The organism is Burkholderiales bacterium (assembly GCA_015075645.1).
Taxonomy (GTDB): Bacteria; Pseudomonadota; Gammaproteobacteria; order Burkholderiales; family Casimicrobiaceae; genus VBCG01.
Genome location: JABTUF010000001.1, coordinates 687,984 through 709,108 on the forward strand (window position 1 = coordinate 687,984; position 21,125 = coordinate 709,108).

A 21,125-nucleotide genomic window follows, 5' to 3' on the forward strand; every position below is an offset into this window, starting at 1 on the left:
CCAGGGATGAGGCCCTCGGGACGCGCGGATCGGTCGGTTGCCGTCCGTCAGGTCCGGGCCAGGGTGAATCGTTCGGCGAAGTGGCAGGCCACCCGCCGATCGTCGATCGGCCGCGCGGCGGGGCGCTCGGCATGGCAGCGCGCCTCGGCGTGCGGGCAGCGCGTGGAGAATACACAACCTGCGGGCGGGTTCAATGGGGAGGGCAACTCGCCGGCCAGCGGCGCCCGCCGGGTCCGGGCGGCTCCGGCCATCGCCGGGACGGACGCGAGCAGCGCCTGCGTGTACGGGTGCAGCGAGCGCTCGAAGATCGCCGCGACCGGCCCCTGCTCCATCGCGAGCCCGAGGTACATCACCAGGACGTCGTCGGCGATGTGCCGCACGACGCCGAGATCGTGCGAGATGAACAGGTAGGCGAGTCCGAGTTCGTCCTGCAGGTCGGCCATCAGGTTCAGCACCTGCGCCTGCACCGACACGTCGAGCGCGGAGACAGGCTCGTCGGCGACGACGAGCGAAGGCGAGAGCATCAGCGCGCGGGCGATCGCGATGCGCTGCCGCTGGCCGCCGGAGAACATGTGCGGATAGCGGACGTAGTGCTCGGGGCGCAGCCCCACGCGCGCGAGCATCGCCTTCGCGCGTTCCGCGCGCTCGGCCGGGGCGAGCGTCGTGTTGATCTCGAGCGGCGCCTCGAGGATCGCGCCGATCTTCTTGCGCGGGTTGAGCGAGCCGTAGGGATTCTGGAACACCATCTGCACCGACGTGCGCAACGCCCGCCGCTCGTCCGGACCCGCCCGGACGGCATCGACGCCGTTCAGGACGAATTCGCCGGAGGTCGGCGACTCGATCAGCGAGATCACGCGCGCGAGGGTCGACTTGCCGCACCCCGATTCGCCGACGACCGCGAGCGTGCGGCCGGCCTCGACGGTGAACGTGACGCCGCCGACCGCCTGCAGGCGCGCGCGTTCGCGCAACGCGCCGCGTCGGATCTCGTAGACACGCGTGATGTCGCGCGCGGCCACGGCCGGCGCACGCGCCGCGGCTGCCGACGATGGCGCCGGCGCGCTCATGCGTCCGCCTCCTCGATCCCGACCACCCCGTCGCGTGCGATGGCGCCGTCGCGGCCGGCCTCGCCCATCGGGTAATGGCAGCGCACGCGGCCCGCGCGCCAATCGCGGAGCGACGGGCGCTCGCCGACGCAGCGCTTCGTCGCGAACGCGCAGCGCGGCGCGAACAGGCAGCCGGACGGCCGATCGTAGAGCCCCGGCACGACGCCGGGGATCGTCGCGAGCCGCGCGTGGCCGGTGCTGCGCTCCGGCATCGCGGCGAGCAGCGCCGCCGTGTACGGATGCTGCGGCTCCGTGAAGAGGTCGTCGGCGGTGCGCTCCTCGAGCACCTGTCCCGCGTACATCACGGCGACCCGTCGCGCCATGTCGGCGACCACGCCCATGTTGTGCGTGACGAGCACGAGCGACATGCCGCGCGAGCGCTGCAGTTCGCGCAGGAGGTCGAGGATCTGCGCCTGGATCGTGACGTCGAGCGCGGTCGTCGGCTCGTCGGCGATCAGGAGTCGCGGATTGCAGGCGATCGCCATCGCGATCATCACGCGCTGGTTCATGCCGCCGGACATCTGGTGCGGGAAGTCCTTCAGGCGCGAGCCCGCCGCCGGAATGCCGACCTGCTCCAGCAACTCGACCGCGCGATGGCGCGCCGCGCGGCCGTCCATGCCGAGGTGCAGGCGCAAGGTCTCGGTCAACTGGAAGCCGACGGTGAAGCAGGGATTGAGACTCGTCGTCGGCTCCTGGAAGATCATCGCGACCTCCTTGCCGACGATCGCGCGCCGCTCGCGCTCGCTGGCGCGGAGCAGGTCGCGCCCGGCGAAGGCGAGCCGCTTCGCGCGCACGCGGCCCGGCGCGGCGACGAGCCCCATCAGCGCGAGCATCGTCACGCTCTTGCCGGAGCCCGACTCGCCGACGATGCCCAGCACCTCGCCTTCGTCGAGCGAGAGGCTCACGCCCTCGACCGCACGCATCACCCCCGCGTGCGACGGGAACTCGACGTGCAGGTCCTCGATCTCGACCAGGGCCATGGGCTCAGCGCTTGAGCTTCGGGTCGAGCGCGTCGCGCAACCCGTCGCCCAGCAGGTTGAACGCGAGCACGGTCACGAGAATCATCACGCCCGGGAAGGTCACGACCCACCAGGCGCGCAGCACGAACTCGCGCGCGTCGGCGAGCATCGTGCCCCATTCGGGCGACGGCGGCTGCGCCCCCAGCCCGAGGAACCCGAGCGCCGCGGCGTCGAGGATCGCCGTCGACACGCCGAGCGTCGCCTGCACGATCAGCGGCGCCGCGCAGTTCGGCAGCACCTCGCTCATCATCAGGCGCACGCGTCCCGCGCCGGTCGCGCGGGCGGCGGTCACGTAGTCACGCGACATCTCGGCGATCACCGAGGCGCGCGTGATGCGCACGTAGTGCGGCAGCACGACGACCGCGACCGCGAGCATCGCGTTCATCAGCCCCGGGCCCAGGATCGCGACGATGACGATCGCGAGCAGCAGCGAGGGCAGCGTCAGGATGATGTCCATCAGCCGCATGATCGCGATCTCGGTGACGCCGCGCGCGTAGCCGGCGACGAGCCCGAGCACGATGCCGGTCACGATCGAGATCGCGACGACCGCCATGCCGATCAGGAGCGACAGGCGCGCGCCGTGGATGAGCCGCGAGAGCATGTCCCGCCCGATCGCGTCGGTGCCGAGCGGGTAGGCCCAGCTCCCGCCCTCCTGCCACGCCGGCGGTTTCAGGAACATCGCATTGTTCGTGAGGTCGGGCGGGTACGGCGCGAGCAGGTTCGCGAACGCCGCCATCAGCAGCACGGCGACGACGATCGCGAGCCCCGCGAGCGCGCCGCGGTTGGCGCTGAAGTAGCCCCAGAACTCGGAGAGCGGCCCGGGCGGCGCGCCGACCCCGGCGGAAGCCCGTCCTGCGCCGACCTCGTCGTGCGCGATGCTTGCGGGGGTCATTTCGCGTGCCGGATGCGCGGATTGATGACGCCGTAGGCGACATCGACCGCCAGATTGACGAGCATGACGACCACGCCCAGCAGCAGCAGTCCGCCCTGCAGCACCGGGTAGTCGCGGCGGTTGATCGCCTCGATCAGCCATTTGCCCACGCCCGGCCACGAGAAGATCGTCTCGGTGAGGATCGCGCCGGTGAACAGCACGCCGACCTGCAATCCGATCACCGTGATGACGGGGATCAGCGCATTGCGGAACGCGTGCAGCGCGATGACGCGACGCGCGGGCAGGCCCTTCGCGCGCGCGGTTCGGATGTAGTCCTCGCCCAGCACCTCGAGCATCGAGCTGCGCGTCATGCGCGCGATGACCGCGAGCGGATTGGTGCCGAGCACGATCGCCGGCAGGACGAGGTGCATGACGGTCGAGCGGAACGCGCCCTGCTCGTCGGACAGGAGCGAGTCGATCGTGAGGAATCCGGTGACCGGCTCGACGAAGTACCGGACGTCGATGCGGCCCGACACCGGGGTCCAGCCGAGCTGCACCGAGAACAGCAGGATCAGCAGGAGCCCCCACCAGAAGATCGGCATCGAGTAGCCCGTGAGGGAGGCGCCCATCACGCCGTGGTCGAAGATCGAGTTTCGCCGCACCGCGGCGACCATGCCTGCGGGAATGCCGATTGCGAGCGCGAACGCGATCGCGCAGAGCGCGAGTTCGATCGTCGCCGGGAAGAGCGCCACGAACTCCTTGACCACCGGCTCGTGCGTGATCATCGAACGCCCGAGGTCGCCGCGCAGCACTCGCCCGACGTAGATGCCGTACTGGACGAGCACCGGCCGGTCGAGTCCGTATTCCTCGAGCAGCGCCGCGTGTCGCGCCTCGTCGATGCCGCGCTCGCCGGCCATCGTCTCGATCGGATCGCCGGGCACGAGCCGGATCAGGAAGAACGCGAGCAGCGTCATCCCGATGAAGGTCGGGATGACGAGGGAGGCGCGGGTGAGGATGAAGCGCAGCACGTCGGGCAAAAGTAGGGTCAGACTCGATTTTCGGGACGCGTACCCAGCGGCGCATGCCGTTCGCGAAAAGTCGAGTCTGACCCTACTTTTGCACTGGGGGGCGCCGGAGGCGCATGGTGCCACAACAGGAGACAGGAGTCAGAGGACAGGGGACAGATGCGGCGGTGTTTCCGGTGGCGGCGCATTGAGCGCCGATGGAGGGGCGCGGTTGGGCCCCCTTGGGATCGACCCAGGTCCATCCGCGACCAAGGCACATTGAGCGCCGATGGAGGGGCACGGTTGGGCCACCGTCCGGATGGCGAGCGTCGATGGCCGGTGGCGAATGCCGTCCGGCGGAAGATCGTCCGCCGGGAAAGCGGGTGATCCGCGCCAGGGTCGCCAGCGGCAACAGGATCGTGCCGGTCGTGCCCGACGGCTTGCCCTGTCGACGGGTGCATACTTGCAGCCTGCCCCCGATCTTCACGGAGCAAGCAATGTTCGATGCCCTTTCGGTCCCGTTCGGGGCCAGGATGCTGTTCAACACCGTCAAGCTCAAGCCCGGCGTCGCGATGGAGGACGTGGAACTCGCGGTCGGCGAGATGTGCCACGTCGTCAAGGAAACCTACCGCGGCGACAAGGGCGGCTTCTGCGGCGGCCAGGTGTTCAGGTTCTCGGGCTTCGCCTCGCCGGAAGGCTCGCTCGGCGGCGTGAAGCCGGCCGAAGCGCACCTCGCGATCGTCACCTACTGGCGATCGTTCGAGGAGCACGAGCGCTCGCACGCCGACCGGATCTTCAAGGAGAAGTTCGCGGCGCTGGCGTCGATGTGCACCGAAAGCCGGGAGCTGGGCTACGAGATGCTCTGGCAGGGCGCGTAACGGGCGCAGGCCGCCGGTCGCGAGACCGATGGCCGCCCGCCAGATGGACGAAGCCCGGCTCATCGCCGGGCTTCGCATCCTACCTGGAGCTGCGGACAGGGAGTCTTTGCTGACTCCTGTCAACTGTCAACTGACAACTGAACTACATGTCCATGTCGCCCATGCCGCCCATGCCGCCCATGCCTCCGCCGCCCATCGGCTTCTCGTCCTTGGGCAGTTCGGCGACCATCGCGTCGGTCGTCAGCATCAGCGAGGCGACCGAGGCCGCGTTCTGCAGCGCGTAGCGGGTGACCTTGGTCGGATCGAGCACGCCCATCTCGACCAGGTCGCCGTACGCGCCGGTGGCTGCGTTGAAGCCGAAGTTGCCCTTGCCCTCGACGATCTTGTTCACGACGACCGACGGCTCCTCGCCGGCGTTCGCCACGATCATGCGCAACGGCTCCTCGACCGCGCGGAGCACGATCTTGATGCCGGCGTCCTGGTCCGGATTCGCGCCCTTCAGGCTCTTGAGGTGCTGCCGCGCGCGGATGTACGCCACGCCGCCGCCGGGGACGATGCCTTCCTCGACCGCCGCGCGGGTCGCGTGCAGCGCGTCCTCGACCCGGGCCTTCTTCTCCTTCATCTCGACTTCGGTGGCCGCGCCGACCTTGATGACCGCGACGCCGCCGGCGAGCTTCGCCACGCGCTCCTGCAGCTTCTCCTTGTCGTAGTCGGAGGTCGCTTCCTCGATCTGCTTGCGGATGTTCTTGACGCGGGCCTCGATCGACGCCTTCTCGCCGGCGCCGTCGATGATCGTGGTGTCTTCCTTCGCGACTTCGATGCGCTTCGCGCGGCCGAGATCCTTGATCGTCGCGTTCTCGAGCTTGAGGCCGAGTTCTTCCGCGATCACGGTCCCGTTGGTCAGGATCGCGATGTCTTCCAGCATCGCCTTGCGGCGGTCGCCGAAGCCCGGTGCCTTGACCGCGACGGTCTTGAGGATCCCGCGGATGTTGTTCACGACCAGCGTCGCGAGCGCCTCGCCGTCGACGTCCTCGGCGATGATGAGGAGCGGCTTGCCCGCCTTCGCGACCTGCTCGAGCACCGGCAGCAGTTCGCGGATGTTGCTGACCTTCTTGTCGTGCAGCAGGATGTACGGGTCTTCGAGGACCGCGGTCTGCTTGTCGGGATTGTTGATGAAGTAGGGCGAGATGTAGCCGCGGTCGAACTGCATCCCCTCGACCAGGTCCAGTTCGTTCTCGAGGCCCTTGCCGTCCTCGACGGTGATCACGCCTTCCTTGCCGACCTTGTCCATCGCCTCGGCGATCGTCTTGCCGATCGACTCGTCGGCGTTCGCCGAGATCGAGCCGACCTGCGCGATCTCCTTCGACGTCGAGCAGGGCTTGCTGATCTTCTTCAGCTCGTCGACGACCGAGACGACGGCCTTGTCGATGCCGCGCTTCAGGTCCATCGGGTTCATGCCGGCGGCGACGAACTTCATGCCTTCGGCGACGATCGACTGCGCGAGCACCGTCGCGGTCGTCGTGCCGTCACCGGCGACATCCGAGGTCTTGGACGCGACTTCCTTCACCATCTGCGCGCCCATGTTCTCGAACTTGTCCTTGAGTTCGATCTCCTTCGCGACCGAGACGCCGTCCTTCGTGATCGTCGGCGCGCCGAAGCTGCGCTCGAGCACGACGTTGCGGCCCTTCGGGCCGAGCGTCACCTTGACGGCGTTCGCGAGGACGTTGACGCCGTTGACCATCTTGTTCCGGACGTTTTCGCCGAAACGGACATCCTTGGCTGCCATGTTCTAGCTCTCCTGGGATTCGTGTGGGGGGCGATCAGGCGACGACGCCGATGACGTCGTCTTCGCGCATGTGGAGGTAGTCGTGGCCGTCCATCTTGAATTCCTGGCCCGAGTACTTGCCGAAGAGGATCTTCTCGCCGACCTTGACGCCCATCGGGACCAGCTTGCCGTGGTCGTCGAGCTTGCCGGGGCCCGCCGCGACGACTTCACCCATCGAGGGCTTCTCGGCCGCGGTGTCGGGAATCACGATGCCGCCGGCGGATTTCCTTTCCTCTTCCAGCCGCTTGACGATGATCCGGTCATGCAAGGGACGAAGCTTCATGGTAAGCGCTCACTCCTGATAGTTTCGATTGACAATCAGTAATTTGAGGCGCGCCCAGCGGGTTTCCCCGGGACGCTCGCCAGCGAAACGATCGATGTTGTTAGCACTCGACCGCAACGAGTGCCAATTATATGGGTGAGTGCGGGGAAATATCAACCGTTGGAGCAGCCGGTTCGTACGGCGCCGCCGGCGCCGCTCAACCGGCGATACGAAAATCCCCATGTGGGAACGGCGGCGAAACTCGCATGCCGATCCGGTCCTCCGGCGATGCCGCGCCAACCGTCCATCCGCCCCGGCTGGCATTCCGTAAGCCCGAAGCCCCGATTCCCCCGGGCGCACGTTAGCGTGCGTATCGCCCGACGGATGCCCGCATCATGCTTCGACCCGCCCACATCGGCCACCTCGCGATGCTGCGTTCGCTGATCCGCGACGCCGCCCGCGACGGCGCGTTCGACCCGGCGCTCGCCTGGGACTCCCCGGCCGCGACGCGCTTCTTCGCGGAACTCCGCCAGGCGCTGAAGACGGGCTATTTCGTCGTCGAGGACGCCTCGACACGCACGGTACGGACCGTCGCGGTTCCGGGCTACGTCTACTGGGCGGACGAGACCGCCGGAAGCGAACCGCCGGTGGGCTTCGGTCTCTTCCGCGCGATCGACGACGGCTACGAACTCTGGCTCACCGGCCTCGAGGCGCACCTGCGCGGCAAGGGCCACGGCCGAGCGATGCTGAAGGCGCTCTTCTCGACCTCCACCGGGCGCAAGACCCGTCAGATGCGCGTACGCCGGGCCGCCCGCTCGGCCGCTGCTCTCGCGCACCTGCTCGCCGAACACGGCTTCACCGCGACCGTCGAATCGGAGCGCGAGACGCGCTTCGTGCGCGTCGCGACGCCGCCGGATCCGCCTCGCCCGCCGGCCGCGCGCCGTCCGTTGCACTGATGTCGAAGGTCGAAGGGGTCAGACTCGATTGCTCGTCAAAGGGGTCAGACTCGATTGCTCGTCAAAGGGGTCAGACTCGATTGCTCGTCAAAGGGGTCAGACTCGATTGCTCACTTGAGCAATCGAGTCTGACCCCTTTGAATCCTGACCCCTTCGATTAGGCTGCGCGCTTCGGGCGTTCGACGACGATCGCCGCGGCGGGCTCCTCCACCTTTCGACCCGACGCGATCCACGCATCGAGTCCGCCCGCGAGCGGCCGTGCGCGCCTGAATCCGCGTGCATGAAGGATCTGCGCGGCGCGGCGCGCGGATTCCTCGTTCGGACAGGCGCAATACAGGACGATGTCGCGGTCGGATGGAAAGTCTCCCGCCGCGCGATCGATCTCGTCGAGGTCGAGCAGCACGGCTCCCGGAATGCGCGGCCGATGGTCATGCGCGAGCTTCGAACCGACGTCGACCAGATGCACCGGGCGCCGGGTGTCGAGGATGGTCGCGAGTTCGTCCACCGTGATGCGCGACGCGAGCACGAAACGCGCGAGTCGCCAGCGCTGCCAGGCCCGGTACAGGATGTAGAGCGCGAGGAGCGCGCCGACGAGCGCTGCCGCCAACGGAGCGTTGTCCGCCATCCACCGGAGCAGCGCATCGACCTGACGCGAGAACAGCCAGCCCGCCCCCATCGCCGCGCCCACCCACAGCGCGGCGCTCGCGACTGCCGCACCGATGAACGATCCGAACGGCATCCGCAATGCACCGGCCATCGGCGGTGCCACGGTCGAGAATCCCGGCACGAACTTCGAGACGACGACCGAGAAGAAGCCGTAGCGCTCGAAGATGCCCTCGGTCTGCCGCACGCACGCGTCGGGCGACAGCGAGACCCGGCACAGGAACTTGAGCACCTTGTAGCCATGGCGTCGCCCGGCCCAGAACCACACGAGGTCCGCGACGACCGACGCGACGACCGACAGCGCGAACACACCGGGCGTCGACAGTCGAGACGCGGCGGCCATCGCGCCGGCGACGATCATCGTCGGCACCGCCGGGATCGGCAATCCGAGTTGCTGGAGGAACACGTTCAGCCCGACGAGCGGGACGCCGTAGCGGTCGAGCGAGGCGGACAGGGCATCCATGCGGAACGCGAGCGAAGGCGGACCGGAGAGATTGGGGCCGGGGGGCGCGCAACACAACCCCTGCTGCGGCGCTGCCGCAGGCATCGCCGCGGCCGACGCCCGATGTTTCGATCCGCACACGGCGCGTGCTACCGTATCGTCCAGGAGGATCCACGATGGACGAGGTCACCCAACCCGGAGCGAAGCCGCTGCCCTCCGCACCTCAGCCGCCGCGCGCGGGGCCCGCACCCTCCGGACCCGGCAAGCGCGAGCCGCGCTCGCTCTCCGCGGGCCGGGGAGCGGCCTGGTGGAGCGAAGGCTGGCAGGTCTTCAAGGCCGCGCCGGGCGTGTGGCTGCTCATCACCGTCGTGCTGTTCCTGATCATGGCGGCGCTGACCCTCGTCCCGATCCTCGGCAACCTGGCGCAATCGGTGCTCGGGCCGGTGTTCGGCGGGGGCCTCGCGCTCGCCTGCCATGGGCTCGCGAAGGGCCGGCCGCTGACGCTCGCGAGCCTCTTCGAGGGCTTCTCCGGCGAGCGCTTCATGCCGCTCCTCATCATCGGCCTCGTCTACCTCGCCGCGATGTTCGTGATCTGGGTCGTCGCGATCGCGGCGATCGTGGGCGTCGCGGGCGGAGCGGGCCTCTTCTCCGCGTTGACCTCCGACTCGTCGCAGATGGCCATGGCGATGATGAAGTCCTTCGGTCTCTCGATGTTCATCGTGATGCCGATCGCGCTGATCGGCACGGCGCTGGTGTCGATGGCCTGCTGGTTCGCGCCGGCGCTCGTCGCGCTGAACGGCGAGGAGCCGATCGACGCGATGAAGAAGAGCTTTCGCGCCTGCTGGCAGAACCTCGGAGCGATGGCGGTCTACGGCCTCATCCTGATCGGCCTGTGCATCGTCGCCGCGATCCCGATCGCGCTCGGCTTCCTCGTGCTGATCCCGGTCATGACCGGAAGCTGGTACGCGAGCTGGCGCGAGACTTTCGACGCGTGATCCGGGCGGTCAGCCGCCGCCCTTGCCTTTCACGAAATCGACACCCTGCACCGACAGCGTGTTGCGCACGCCGGCCGCATGGTCGCGCTGCGCGGCCAGCGCGCGTTCCACTTCCGCCTTGAGTTCCGGTGTCACGGTCATCAGGCGTTCCAGGATCACGCCGCTCGCGCGAAACTGCGCGAGGATGAACGGGTGCTGCGCCTCGAGGAAGATGCCCGAGTAGACGGTGGGCTCGCCGGTCGATGCATGCGGCAGGCCCTTGATGGCGCGGAAGAAGCGGCGGTCCTCGCCGCGTCCCTGCGCGTCGGCCTCGGTCCAGGCGAGCAACGCGCCGTGGCAGGCGAGCTTGTCGACCAGGAGCGCGTCCGCCGCGACGAAGCCGCCTTCGCTCCTGCCGTAGATGCCCAGGTTCGGCCCGACGGACTCCCAGGCGTCGCGGCAGATCACCTGCCCCGACCGCGCATCGACGTACCAGCGCTCGGTGAATGCCCAGGCCTTGTCGCCGATCGCGCCGCGAAGCAGTTCGAGATGGTTGGGCGCGTAACGTCCGAACTCCGACAGGTACGCGACATGCCGCGCGTTCGCGAGGAGCGTGAGCGCCGCCCGCAGCGACCCGCCGGCTTCCGGCGCGTAGAGGCCGCCGCGCGAGCGCGCGGTCGAGTAGCCGGGATCGACGACGGTGAGCCGCATCGTGGGCGGGACCTCGCGCGCGAGCGCCGCGAGCGCCGCGCGGTCGCCCTGCGCGCCATCGACGCCGACGACGATCTGCACGCGCCCGGCGAACGCTTGCGCGAACACCGAGCGCACCGCGGTCGCGAGCACACCGGTGCGCTTGGTGAACATCACGACGGCGACGTCGAAGGGGCTGGCCGGTTCGAAGGGCATCGCTCGGACTCCCGGCGCGTCAGTGCGCGCGCTCCCAGTTGGGTCCCGCGCCCACGTCGACGACGAGCGGCACCGACAGCTTCGCGACGCCGGTCATGAGCTCCGGCAGTTCGCGCTTCACGCGCGCGAGTTCGAGCTCCGGCACCTCGAGCACGAGTTCGTCGTGGACCTGGAGGATCAGCGTGGTCGCGAGCTTCTCGCGCCGGATCCAGGCGTCGACCGCGATCATCGCGAGCTTCACGAGGTCGGCCGCCGTGCCCTGCATCGGCGCGTTGATCGCCGCGCGCTCCGCCGCCGCGCGGCGCGGCCCGCCACCGGCCTTGATGTCGGTGAGCCACAGACGGCGGCCGAAGACGGTCTCGACGTAACCCCGCTCGCGGGCCTCCTCGCGCGTCTTCTGCATGTACAGCGCGACACCAGGGTAGCGCTGGAAGTACTTGTCGATGAACTGCTGCGCGGCGTTGCGCTCGATGCCGAGCTGCTGAGCGAGGCCGAAGGCGCCCATACCGTAGATCAGGCCGAAATTCACCGCCTTGATGTAACGGCGCTGGTCCGCGCTCACCTCCTTCGGCGTCACGCCGAAGATCTCCGCGGCGGTCGCGCGGTGGATGTCCTCGCCCGCGAGGAACGCGCGCACCAGCGCCGGATCCTCCGACAGGTGCGCCATGATGCGCAGTTCGATCTGCGAATAGTCGGCCGACACCAGCACGTGGCCCCGCGGCGCGATGAACGCCTCGCGGATACGCCGCCCCTCCTCGGTGCGCACCGGGATGTTCTGCAGGTTCGGGTCCGACGACGCGAGCCGGCCGGTCACCGCGGTCGCCTGCGAGAACGTCGTGTGCACGCGCCCGGTCCGCGGGTCGACCATCTGCGGCAGCTTGTCGGCGTAGGTCGACTTGAGCTTCGCCAGCGCGCGGTGCTCGAGCAGCACCTTCGGCAGCGGATAGTCAGCCGCGAGTTCCTGGAGCACCTCCTCGTCGGTCGACGGCTGGCCGGTCGCGGTCTTCTTCGCCGCCGGCAGGCCCATCCGCTCGAACAGGATCTCGCCCAGTTGCTTCGGCGACGCGAGATTGAACGGGCCGCCGGCGAGTTCGAACGCCTTCTGCTCGAGGGCCATCACGCGCTCGCCGAGCGTGCGGCCATGAGCGCGCAGGAGATCGGCGTCGACCAGCACACCGGCGCGCTCCATGCGGAACAACACCTCGCGCACCGGCATTTCGATCTTCGCGTAGACGGCCTCGAGCTTCGGGTCGGCCGCGAGCGCGGGGAACATCGTCTCGTGGAGCCGCAACGTGACGTCCGCGTCCTCGGCCGAGTACTCGGTCGCGCGCTCGAGCGGCACCTGGTCGAAGCCGATCTGCGCGGCACCCTTGCCGGCGACTTCGGCGTACGCGATCGTCTTCCAGTCGAGGTGGCGCCACGCGAGGCTGTCCATGTCGTGCGGCCGGTGCGCCTCGAGCACGTAGGACTCGAGCAGCGTGTCGTGCGCGACGCCGTCGAGCGCGATGCCGTGGTTCGCGAGCGCGTGCTCGTCGTACTTGACGTTCTGCCCGAGCTTCGCGCGCTTGCGGTCGGCGAACCAGCCGCGCAGCGCGCCCAGCACCTCGTCGCGCGAGAGTTGGTCGGGCGCTCCCGCGTAACGATGGCCGACCGGCACGTAACAGGCGCGGCCCGGCGCGACCGCGAACGACAATCCGACGATCTCCGCGGCCATCGGGTCGAGGCTCGTCGTCTCGGTGTCGAACGCCACGAGCGGCGCCCTGCGGATTTCGGCGAGCCAGCGCTCGAACGCCATCGCGTCGAGCACGCACTCGTAGGCGAGGTCGGCGGGCTTGCCCTTCGGCGTGCCGGCCGCCGCTCCCGGATCGAATCGACGCGTGTCGTCCTTCGCCGCGCGCGCCGCGATCGCGCCGGCCGCATCCGCGGGCATGCCCGCGGAGGGACCGCCGGCGACTTCCCGCAACCAGCTCCGGAATCCGTAGCGCTCGTAGAGCTCCTCGAGTCGCGCGCCGTCCGGAGCCGTGGGCACGAGGTCCTTCGGCCCGACGTCGAGGTCGCAATCGGTGCGGACGGTGAGGAGCTCCCGTCCCTTCGGCAGCCAGCCGAGCGCCGCGCGCAGGTTCTCGCCCACCTTGCCGCCGACCTCGCCCGCGTGCTTCACCAGGTTGTCGAGCGTGCCGTACTCGCCGAGCCACCTGGCCGCCGTCTTCGGGCCCACCTTGTCGACGCCCGGCACGTTGTCGACCGCGTCGCCGGTCAGGGTCAGCAGGTCGAGGATCTGGTCGGCCCGCACGCCGAACTTCGCGAGCACACCGGCTTCGTCGAGCGTCTCGTTGCTCATCGTGTTGACGATCGTGATGCCCGGCTCGACGAGTTGCGCGAGGTCCTTGTCCGACGAACTGATCGTCGTGTCGATGCGCTGCCGCTTCGCCGCCTTGGCGAGCGTGCCGATCACGTCGTCGGCCTCGACCCCTTCGACCGCGAGGAGCGGCCAGCCGTGCGCGCGCACCAGCGAGTGCAACGGCTCGATCTGCGCGCGCAGGTCGTCGGGCATCGGCGGCCGGTTCGCCTTGTACTCCGGATAGAGGTCGTCGCGAAACGTCCTGCCGGGTGCGTCGAAGACGACGGCGAAGAAGTCCGGCTTGTCGTCGTCGACGATCCGGCGCAACATCGACAGCACGCCCCGCAGTGCGCCGGTCGGTTCACCCGAACGCGTGCGGAGGTCCGGCAGCGCGTGGAACGCGCGGTACAGGTACGACGAACCGTCGACGAGGACGAGCTTGGGCACGCGACAGACGACTCCGAAAATTCCGCCGGTCATCGACCCGCAGGCGAGGTATTCGTCGAACGGGCAGGAAGCGTGGCGGGTGCTGGGAATTATGGCAGAGTTCGTCTCGGCCACCGAGCGCCTGCAGGGCATACGCCCCGCGGTGTCGATGTTCGGCAGCGCGCGCATCCGCGAGGGCCATCCCTACTACGAGAAGACGCACGCGATCGCGCGCAAGCTCTCCGACGCGGGATTCGCCGTGATCTCGGGCGGCGGCCCCGGCCTCATGGAGGCGGCCAACCGCGGCGCGCACGCGGGCCGCGCGCCCTCGGTCGGGCTCAACATCAACCTGCCGCACGAGAAGGGCGACCGCAGCGCCCAGGACGTCTCGCTCGACTTCCTGTACTTCTTCTCGCGCAAGATGATGTTCGTCCGCTTCGCGTCGGCCTACGTCGTCCTGCCCGGCGGCTTCGGCACGCTCGACGAACTCTCCGAATGCCTCACGCTCGTGCAGACCGGCAAGACGCGGCGCATCCCGATCATCCTCGTCGGGTCGTCGTTCTGGACGGGACTCGTCGACTGGATGCGTGCGCACCTGGTCGGCGAAGGCATGGTCGGCGAGCACGACCTCGACCTCATGCAGACGATCGACGACCCGGATGCGATCGTCGAGGCGATCTTCCGCTTCTACGAGGGCCGCGGCTTCCAGCCGACGCAGGAGGAGCGGCAGCGGATGCTGAATCTGTAGTTCAGGAGTCAGGCAACAGGTAACAGGTGACAGGTGACAGGTGACAGAGGCGGTGGTGTTTCCGGTGGCGGCGCGTCGAGCGCCGTTGCGGGGTTCCCGCAAGGCGACGGAGGGTCGGGACGCCCGATGCTAGAATCGGGTTGGCCTCCTCGCCGCGAAGCGACCCGAACATGCACCCCCTCGTCCGCCTCGCCGCCGCACTCGTGCTCGTGCTGGGCGTCGCCGCGGGCGCGGCGTACGCCCAGGTATCGCCGCCACCGCCGCTGCCGCCCGCCACGGGCGACGCCGCGGCGCCGGTGCCGCCTCCGTCGTTCTCGAGCGATCCGGATCTCGAGCAGCAGGTCACGATCACGCACAAGGACCGCGAGAGCACCGAGGAAGTCCGCGTCGGCGGGGTGCTCCAGTACGTCCGGGTGACGCCGCGCGGCGGCCCGCCCTACTTCCTCGTTCCGAACCGCGACGGCACCGGTTTCCTCCGGCGCAACAGCCTCGACAACTCGTTGAGCGTGCCCCAGTGGCAACTGTTCTCGTGGTGAGCGCCCGCGAGGGCCGCCGCTGATCACGACGCGCACCGCGCGCGTTGCCGCATGTCCGTCTACACGACCGTCTCGGCCGAGGATCTCGACGCCTGGCTCGCCCGCTATCCGCTCGGGCGGCTGCTCGCCTGCGATCCCATCCGCTCGGGCATCGAGAACACCAACTACTTCGTGACCACCGAGCGCGGTCGCTACGTGCTCACGCTCTACGAGCGCCTGCCCGCCGACGAGCTGCCGTTCTATCTGAACCTGATGGCGCATCTCGCGCGCGCCGGCGTCGCCGTTCCCGCGCCGTCGGCCGACCGCAGCGGCGCGTACTTCTCGATGCTGTGCGGCAAGCCCGCGAGCCTCGTCGACCGCATCGACGGCGAGGCGCACCTCGTCCCCGGCGTGAACGACTGCATCGAGATCGGCGGCGCGCTCGCGCGATTGCATCTCGCGGCGCAGACCTACCGCGCGCGGCTCGCGAACCGGCGCGGTCCCGCGTGGTGGCGTCGCGCGGCGCGCTCCGTGCGCCCGTTCCTCGACGCGGCGCAGGCGAACCTGCTCGACGCCGAGCTCGCCTACCAGGCCGCCGCCGGCCGCATGACGCTGCCGAAGGCCGCGATCCACGGCGATCTCTTCCGCGACAACGTGCTGTTCGCTCAGGGCAAGGTCGCGGGCATCATCGACTTCGGTTTCGCGGCGACCGACTTCCTCGCCTACGACCTCGCGATCGCGGTGAACGACTGGTGCAGCGAACCGGACGGAGCGATCCATTCCGAACGCATGCGCGCGTTCGTCGGCGGCTACCAGGCGCTTCGTCCGCTCACGGGCGAGGAGCGCGCGCACTGGCCGACGCTCCTGCGTGCGGCTGCGCTGCGGTTCTGGCTGTCGCGCCTCTACGATCTCCACTTGCCGCGGCCGGGCGAGCTGGTGCATGCGCACGACCCCGCCGTCTTCGAGCGCATTCTCGCGCACCGCGTGACCGAGACGCCGTCGCTCCCGGTCGCGGACGCCGCATGAGCCGCGACGTGGACACGCCGCGCGACGTCGTCTTCACGGTGCACGAGGCGCGGCGCGGCGTCGCGTGGCTGCGCCAGGCCTGGACGCTGTTCTCGCGCGCCCGCGTACCCTGGCTCTTCATGCTCGCCACCTACTACATGGTGATGATGGCGATCGAACTCGTGCCGTTCGTCGGTCAGCTCGCGGTGCCGCTGGTCAAGCCGGTGTTCGCCGTGGGCTTCCTCGCCGCCGCCTGGACGCAGGAGCGCGGCGGTTCACCGCGCGTGCGCGATCTCTTCCTCGGCTTCCGCTCGAACCTCGCGGCGCTGCTCGTGCTGGGCGCCGTGTTCGTCGCCGGCATCACGCTCGCCGTGCTGTCGACGATGGTGGTCGACGGCGGCAAGCTGCTCGACGCGCTCACCTCGCCGGCGCCGGCGTCGGGCGAGGCGCGCGAGACCTGGGCCGCCACGCTCGCCGCGACGCTGCGCGATCCGCGCACGGTGCTCGCGATGCTCTTCGCGATCGTCGTCGCGCTGCCGACGCTGGCGGCGCTCTGGTTCGCCCCCGGTCTCGTCGTGTTCCAGGACCTGCCGGCGCCCGCCGCGCTCGGCTACTCGCTCAAGGCCGCGCTCGCGAACTGGCGGCCGCTCGTCTTCTACGGCTTCACGGTGTTCGCCGTGGGGGGGCTCCTGCCCGCGCTCGCCCTGGCGCTCATCTCGGCCGTGCTTCCGCCGTCGGCGATCGCGGTCCTCGCGATCGCGCTCCTGATGCCCTTCGCGTTCTTCTTCGCCGCGACACTGCACGTGTCCGACTACGTGAGCTACCGCGACGTGTTCCACGCCGGCGAGACGCTCGCACCGCTCACGCCGACGGCCGGGTCGCTGCGCGACTGACACCCTCCGCGATGGCGGCGACGGCATCCGCGCTCTGGCGTCGCGTGCTCCCCGGGCTCGCGCAGATCCTCGATCCGACGCCCGGCGCCTGGCGCGTCGATGCGCTCGCGGGCGCCGCGGTCGCGGTCGTGATGATCCCGTCGGTGCTGGCCTACGCCGAGCTGATGCGCCTGCCCGCCGCGGCGGGGCTCTACGCGGCGATCGGCTCGATGGCGGTCTACCTGCTCCTCACGCCGTCACGCCGGGTGATCGTCGGCCCGGACACGACGATCGCGCTCCTCGCGGCGAGCATCGTCGCCCCGCTGGCCATGGGCGATCCGCTGCGCACGGCGGCGCTCGCCTCGCTCGTCGCCATCATGACCGGCGTGGCGCTCGTGGCGGCCGCGCGCCTCGGACTGGGTCTCGCCGCCGACGCGCTCGCGCGGCCGGTGCTCGTCGGCTACGCGAACGGTGCCGCACTGGTGCTGATCGTCTCGCAGTTGGGCGCGCTCCTCGGCGTGAACCTCGAGAAGGAGACGTTCGGAGCGCGCACGATCGAGGCGATCGGCGCGCTGCCGTCCGCCCACATGCCGACGCTCGCGCTCGGCGCCACGCTGGTCGTCGTGCTGCTCATGTGCCGTCGCTGGGTCCCGCGCTTGCCGGGCGCGCTCGTCGCTTGCGCGATCGCGGTCGCGGCGGAGGTCGCCTTCTCGCTGCGCGAACACGGCGTCGCGATGCTTCCCGCCATCGCCCCGGGCGTGCCGGCGCCGGCGTTCCCCGACGTGTCGGTCGCCGACGTCCGCGACCTCGCCGGCGGCGCGCTCGCGCTCGCCTTCCTCACCTTCGCCGAAGGCGCGCTGCTCGCCCGCACGCTCGCCGAGCGGCGCGGCGAATCGGTGGATGCCGGCGCGGAGCTGCGCGCATTGGGCGCCGCCGACGTCGCCGCCGGACTCGCCGGAGGTTTCAACGTGGGCGCGAGCGGGTCGCGCTCGATCACCGCGGATGCCGCCGGGTCGATGTCGCAGCGGACCCAGCTCGTCGCGCTCGTCCTCCTCGCCGCGTTCGCCCTGTTTCTCGCGCCGTTCCTCGCATGGCTGCCGCGCGTCGCGCTCGCGGCGATCCTCGTCGCGGCGGGCATCCACCTCCTGGACCTTCGCGGCCTGCGCGTGCTGTGGCGGCTCGAGCGGCACGCGTTCGCCATCGCGATGGGCGTCACGATCGGCGTGCTCGTGCTGGGCGTGCTCCCCGGCATACTGATCGGCGTCGCGCTCGCGTTCCTCGAAGTGCTGGTCGAGGTCGCGCGTCCGCGCGACGCGGTGCTGCGCCGACGCCCCGGAGACACCCATTTCCACGACCTCGACGAGGACGAGCCGGGAGAGCCGACGCCCGGCGCCGTCGTCTACCGCCTCTACGCGCCGCTCGTGTTCGCGAACGCGAATCACGTCGCCGGCCGCATCCGCGAGGTGGTCTACGCGGCCGATCCGCAAACGCGCGTCGTCGTCCTCGACCTGCAGGCGGTGTGGGAGATCGACGTCACCGCCGCCGACGTGCTCACCGACTTGCACGACGAGTTCGAAGGTCGCGGAATCGACCTGCGGTTCGCGCGCGCGAACCGCCCGTTGCGCGAGCAGATCCACCGGATGCTCGCCGGGCACGACGCCGCCCACGAGCGGTTCTTCCCGTCGGCATCGGCGGCGGTCGACGACTATTTCGCGGCGAAAGGCGGTTCGCGCTGAACGGCCTCGCGGCGAGGCGCTGCCGTGGCGTCGGCGTTCGCGTTGTCGATCAAGTCGCCGACAGGATGCGCGGGCTGATCCGGGACCCATGCAGCCGGCTGGACATCAATCCGACCGGCGGTCGATAGGCCCCGAAGTTTCCTGTCGGGATCGCGTCTGCCCCCTGGGGGCGGCAAGGCGGGTGCGCAACCGACAGCGCGCTATGCGAAACCGCATCGCCTCCACGCACCGGTGGAGCGGTTCGTCCTACGCCGCCTCGAGCTTCGCGTACTCGAGCGCGAGCCACTTGACGCCGACCTCGCGGAAGTTGACCTGCACGCGTGCGTCGCTGCCGCGCCCTTCCGCGCCTACGATCACGCCCACGCCGAACTTGGCGTGGCGCACGTTCTGGCCGATCCGCCAGCCGGGCGCGTTCGTCTCCGGCACCGGAACATGGCGCGGCTTGCCCCACTCGGCCTCGTCGACGTCGATCGCGCCGTAGCGCGTGCGCGCGGGGGAGAGCCAGGCGACGAGTTCGCGCGGGAGTTCGTCGAGGAACCGGCTCGCGACGTGCCAGCGGGTCTGGCCGTGCAGCATGCGCGACTGCGCGTGCGTCAGGTAGAGCCGCCGCCGGGCGCGCGTGAGCGCGACGTACATGAGCCGGCGCTCCTCCTCGGGCCCGTCCATCTCGTTCAGGCTGTTCTCGTGCGGGAACAGGCCCTCCTCGAGCCCGGTGACGAACACCGTGTGGAACTCGAGGCCCTTCGCCGAGTGCACGGTCATCAACTGCAGCGCCGGCCTGCCCTCCGCCTCCTGCGTCTCGCCCGCCTCGAGCGCGGCGTGCGCGAGGAACGCGGTCAGCGGATCGGTCGCGCCTTCGGACGGCCCGTCGGAGGGCACCGGCGCGTCGGCGTCCACGCGCTCCCCGATCATCGGCGCATCGCTCGCGATCTCCGCCTCGCGCACGAAGCCCTGCGCGGCGTTGACGAGTTCCTCGAGGTTCCCGATCCGGTCCTCGCCGTCCTTCTCGGCACGGTAGTGCGCGACGAGGCCCGATGCCTCGTTCACCTGCGCGACCGCCTCGAAGAGCGGCAGCGCGGCGGTCTCCGCGCGAAGCTTCTCGATGAGGCGCACGAACGCAGCGAGGCTCGTGCCGGCCCTGCCGCCGACGGCACCGCTCGCCGCGGCCTGCCACAGGCTCGTGCCGCGCCCGCGCGCCTCGTCCTGCAACTGCTCGAGCGTGCGCGCGCCGATGCCGCGCGGCGGGAAGTTGACCACGCGCAGGAACGCGCCGTCGTCCTCCGGCGAGGCGACGAGCCGCAGGTAGCCCAGCGCGTGCTTGACCTCGGCGCGCTCGAAGAAACGCATCCCGCCCCAGACGCGGTAGGGCAGTCCCGCGTTGAACAGCGCGTGCTCGAGGACGCGCGACTGCGCGTTCGACCGGTAGAGGAGCGCGATCTCGGAGAGCGGCACGCCCTCGTCGGCGATGCCCTTGACCGCGTCGACGACGAACGCGGCCTCGTCGAGGTCGGTCGGCGCGGCGAACGCGCGGATCGGCTCGCCCTTGCCCTCGCTCGTCCACAGCTCCTTGCCGAGCCGCGAGCGGTTGTGGCGGATCAGCGCGTTCGCCGCGTCGAGGATGTTGCCGTGCGAGCGGTAGTTCTGCTCGAGCTTCACCAGGCGGACCGGGCGGTCCGGCCGCCCGAAGTCGCGCTCGAAGTGCTGCATGTTCGCGGCGTTGGCGCCGCGGAACGCGTAGATCGACTGGTCGTCGTCGCCCACCGCGAACACCGCCGCCTCGGGGCCGGCGAGAAGGCGCAGCCAGCGGTACTGCAGCGCGTTGGTGTCCTGGAACTCGTCGACCAGCAGATTCGAGAAGCGGCGCTGGTAGTGCTCGCGGATCGCGTCGTGGCCGGCGAGGAGCTCGTAGCTCCGAAGCAGGAGTTCGGCGAAGTCGACGACGCCCTCGCGCCGGCACATCGCCTCGTAGAGCGCGTAGTGCTCGACCCGCGCACGCGCGAACGCGTCGCCGGCCTCGACCGCCTGCGGGCGCAGGCCCGCCTCCTTGGCGCTCGCGATGAACCAGGCGAGCTCGCGCGGCGGATAGCGCTCGTCGTCGAGCCCGTGCGCCTTGTACAGGCGCTTGATCAGCGCGAGCTGGTCCGCCGTGTCCATGATCTGGAAGAGCTGCGGCAGGTCGGCGTCGCGGTGGTGCGCACGGAGCATCCGGTTGCACAGGCCGTGGAAGGTGCCGATCCACATGCCGCGCACCGACACCGGCGTCAGCGCGGAGAGCCGCAGCAGCATCTCGCGGGCGGCCTTGTTGGTGAACGTCACGGCGAGGATCGACAGCGGCGAGGCCTGGCCGGTGGCGATGAGCCACGCGATGCGCGTGGTCAGCACGCGCGTCTTGCCGCTGCCGGCGCCCGCGAGCACCAGCGCGGAAGCGTGCGGCAGCGTGACCGCTTCGTGCTGGCGGGGGTTGAGGTCGGCGAGGAGCGGGCTGGGCATCGGGCCGGCCCGCCGGGCGGCGGCGGGAGGCGCCGCGCGCGGGGGGAACGCGACGGCGCGGCAGCCCGATTATAGGCGAGCGCGAAGGC

The 21,125-nt window shown here is 70.1% G+C and carries 18 protein-coding genes; 8 read left to right on the forward strand and 10 right to left on the reverse strand.

Annotated features, from left to right (window positions below; genetic code table 11):
* Nucleotides 1-47 precede the first annotated feature (47 nt).
* The 4 genes from HS109_03195 to HS109_03210 are packed head-to-tail and all read right to left on the reverse strand — an operon-like array spanning nucleotide 48 to nucleotide 4,021.
* Nucleotides 48-1,064, reverse strand: coding sequence for a dipeptide ABC transporter ATP-binding protein (locus HS109_03195; protein ID MBE7521373.1), 1,017 nt, complete (start codon nucleotides 1,062-1,064; stop codon nucleotides 48-50).
* The gene (locus HS109_03200; GenBank protein ID MBE7521374.1) at nucleotides 1,061-2,083 is read right to left on the reverse strand and encodes an ABC transporter ATP-binding protein; all 1,023 of its coding nucleotides are present in this window, start codon (nucleotides 2,081-2,083) and stop codon (nucleotides 1,061-1,063) included. The genes HS109_03195 and HS109_03200 overlap by 4 nt, the downstream gene beginning before the upstream one ends.
* 4 nt (nucleotides 2,084-2,087) lie before the next feature.
* Nucleotides 2,088-3,014 carry an ABC transporter permease subunit gene (locus tag HS109_03205; protein ID MBE7521375.1) on the reverse strand — a complete coding sequence of 309 codons (927 nt, stop codon included), beginning with the start codon at nucleotides 3,012-3,014 and terminating at the stop codon, nucleotides 2,088-2,090.
* A complete protein-coding gene (locus tag HS109_03210) occupies nucleotides 3,011-4,021 on the reverse strand; it encodes an ABC transporter permease subunit (GenBank protein MBE7521376.1) in 1,011 nt (336 codons plus the stop codon). Before HS109_03210 ends, HS109_03205 begins: the two co-directional genes overlap by 4 nt.
* Nucleotides 4,022-4,494: 473 nt before the next feature.
* On the opposite strand from HS109_03210, the gene HS109_03215 reads away from it, so the two are divergent.
* Complete coding sequence (locus HS109_03215) at nucleotides 4,495-4,875, forward strand: hypothetical protein (protein ID MBE7521377.1); 381 nt, start codon at nucleotides 4,495-4,497, stop codon at nucleotides 4,873-4,875.
* 142 nt (nucleotides 4,876-5,017) lie between these two features.
* Here the strand turns inward: HS109_03215 and groL are convergent, their stop codons facing one another.
* Together groL and HS109_03225 are read right to left on the reverse strand one after the other, a co-directional pair.
* Entirely contained in the window at nucleotides 5,018-6,661 is a 1,644-nt protein-coding gene (gene groL, locus HS109_03220; GenBank protein ID MBE7521378.1) for a chaperonin GroEL, read from the reverse strand.
* 34 nt (nucleotides 6,662-6,695) lie between these two features.
* Nucleotides 6,696-6,983, reverse strand: a complete 288-nt coding sequence (locus tag HS109_03225; protein MBE7521379.1) for a co-chaperone GroES — start codon at nucleotides 6,981-6,983, stop codon at nucleotides 6,696-6,698.
* 374 nt (nucleotides 6,984-7,357) lie between these two features.
* Here HS109_03225 and HS109_03230 point away from each other — a divergent pair, with 374 nt between their 5' ends.
* On the forward strand, nucleotides 7,358-7,918 hold the full coding sequence (locus HS109_03230; protein ID MBE7521380.1) for a hypothetical protein: 561 nt from the start codon (nucleotides 7,358-7,360) through the stop codon (nucleotides 7,916-7,918).
* A gap of 157 nt (nucleotides 7,919-8,075) precedes the next feature.
* On the opposite strand, the gene HS109_03235 is transcribed toward HS109_03230, so the two are convergent.
* Nucleotides 8,076-9,044, reverse strand: a complete 969-nt coding sequence (locus HS109_03235; GenBank protein ID MBE7521381.1) for a VTT domain-containing protein — start codon at nucleotides 9,042-9,044, stop codon at nucleotides 8,076-8,078.
* A 155-nt stretch (nucleotides 9,045-9,199) separates the two neighbouring features.
* On the opposite strand from HS109_03235, the gene HS109_03240 reads away from it, so the two are divergent.
* On the forward strand, nucleotides 9,200-10,018 hold the full coding sequence (locus tag HS109_03240; GenBank protein MBE7521382.1) for a hypothetical protein: 819 nt from the start codon (nucleotides 9,200-9,202) through the stop codon (nucleotides 10,016-10,018).
* A gap of 9 nt (nucleotides 10,019-10,027) precedes the next feature.
* On the opposite strand, the gene HS109_03245 is transcribed toward HS109_03240, so the two are convergent.
* Together HS109_03245 and polA are read right to left on the reverse strand one after the other, a co-directional pair.
* On the reverse strand, nucleotides 10,028-10,903 hold the full coding sequence (locus HS109_03245; protein ID MBE7521383.1) for a hypothetical protein: 876 nt from the start codon (nucleotides 10,901-10,903) through the stop codon (nucleotides 10,028-10,030).
* Between the two features lie 19 nt (nucleotides 10,904-10,922).
* Nucleotides 10,923-13,691, reverse strand: a complete 2,769-nt coding sequence (gene polA / locus HS109_03250; GenBank protein ID MBE7521384.1) for a DNA polymerase I — start codon at nucleotides 13,689-13,691, stop codon at nucleotides 10,923-10,925.
* A gap of 91 nt (nucleotides 13,692-13,782) precedes the next feature.
* Between polA and HS109_03255 the strand changes: the two genes are divergently transcribed.
* The 5 genes from HS109_03255 (at nucleotide 13,783) to HS109_03275 (ending at nucleotide 18,546) form a co-directional block, all read left to right on the forward strand.
* Entirely contained in the window at nucleotides 13,783-14,418 is a 636-nt protein-coding gene (locus tag HS109_03255; GenBank protein ID MBE7521385.1) for a TIGR00730 family Rossman fold protein, read from the forward strand.
* 170 nt (nucleotides 14,419-14,588) lie between these two features.
* Nucleotides 14,589-14,954 carry a DUF2782 domain-containing protein gene (locus HS109_03260; protein MBE7521386.1) on the forward strand — a complete coding sequence of 122 codons (366 nt, stop codon included), beginning with the start codon at nucleotides 14,589-14,591 and terminating at the stop codon, nucleotides 14,952-14,954.
* A 51-nt stretch (nucleotides 14,955-15,005) separates the two neighbouring features.
* Nucleotides 15,006-15,959, forward strand: a complete 954-nt coding sequence (locus HS109_03265; protein ID MBE7521387.1) for a homoserine kinase — start codon at nucleotides 15,006-15,008, stop codon at nucleotides 15,957-15,959.
* Complete coding sequence (locus HS109_03270; protein MBE7521388.1) at nucleotides 15,956-16,831, forward strand: hypothetical protein; 876 nt, start codon at nucleotides 15,956-15,958, stop codon at nucleotides 16,829-16,831. Before HS109_03265 ends, HS109_03270 begins: the two co-directional genes overlap by 4 nt.
* A gap of 11 nt (nucleotides 16,832-16,842) precedes the next feature.
* The gene (locus tag HS109_03275) at nucleotides 16,843-18,546 is read left to right on the forward strand and encodes a SulP family inorganic anion transporter (GenBank protein MBE7521389.1); all 1,704 of its coding nucleotides are present in this window, start codon (nucleotides 16,843-16,845) and stop codon (nucleotides 18,544-18,546) included.
* 246 nt (nucleotides 18,547-18,792) lie between these two features.
* Here the strand turns inward: HS109_03275 and HS109_03280 are convergent, their stop codons facing one another.
* Nucleotides 18,793-21,036, reverse strand: coding sequence for a UvrD-helicase domain-containing protein (locus tag HS109_03280; GenBank protein MBE7521390.1), 2,244 nt, complete (start codon nucleotides 21,034-21,036; stop codon nucleotides 18,793-18,795).
* Nucleotides 21,037-21,125 lie beyond the last annotated feature (89 nt).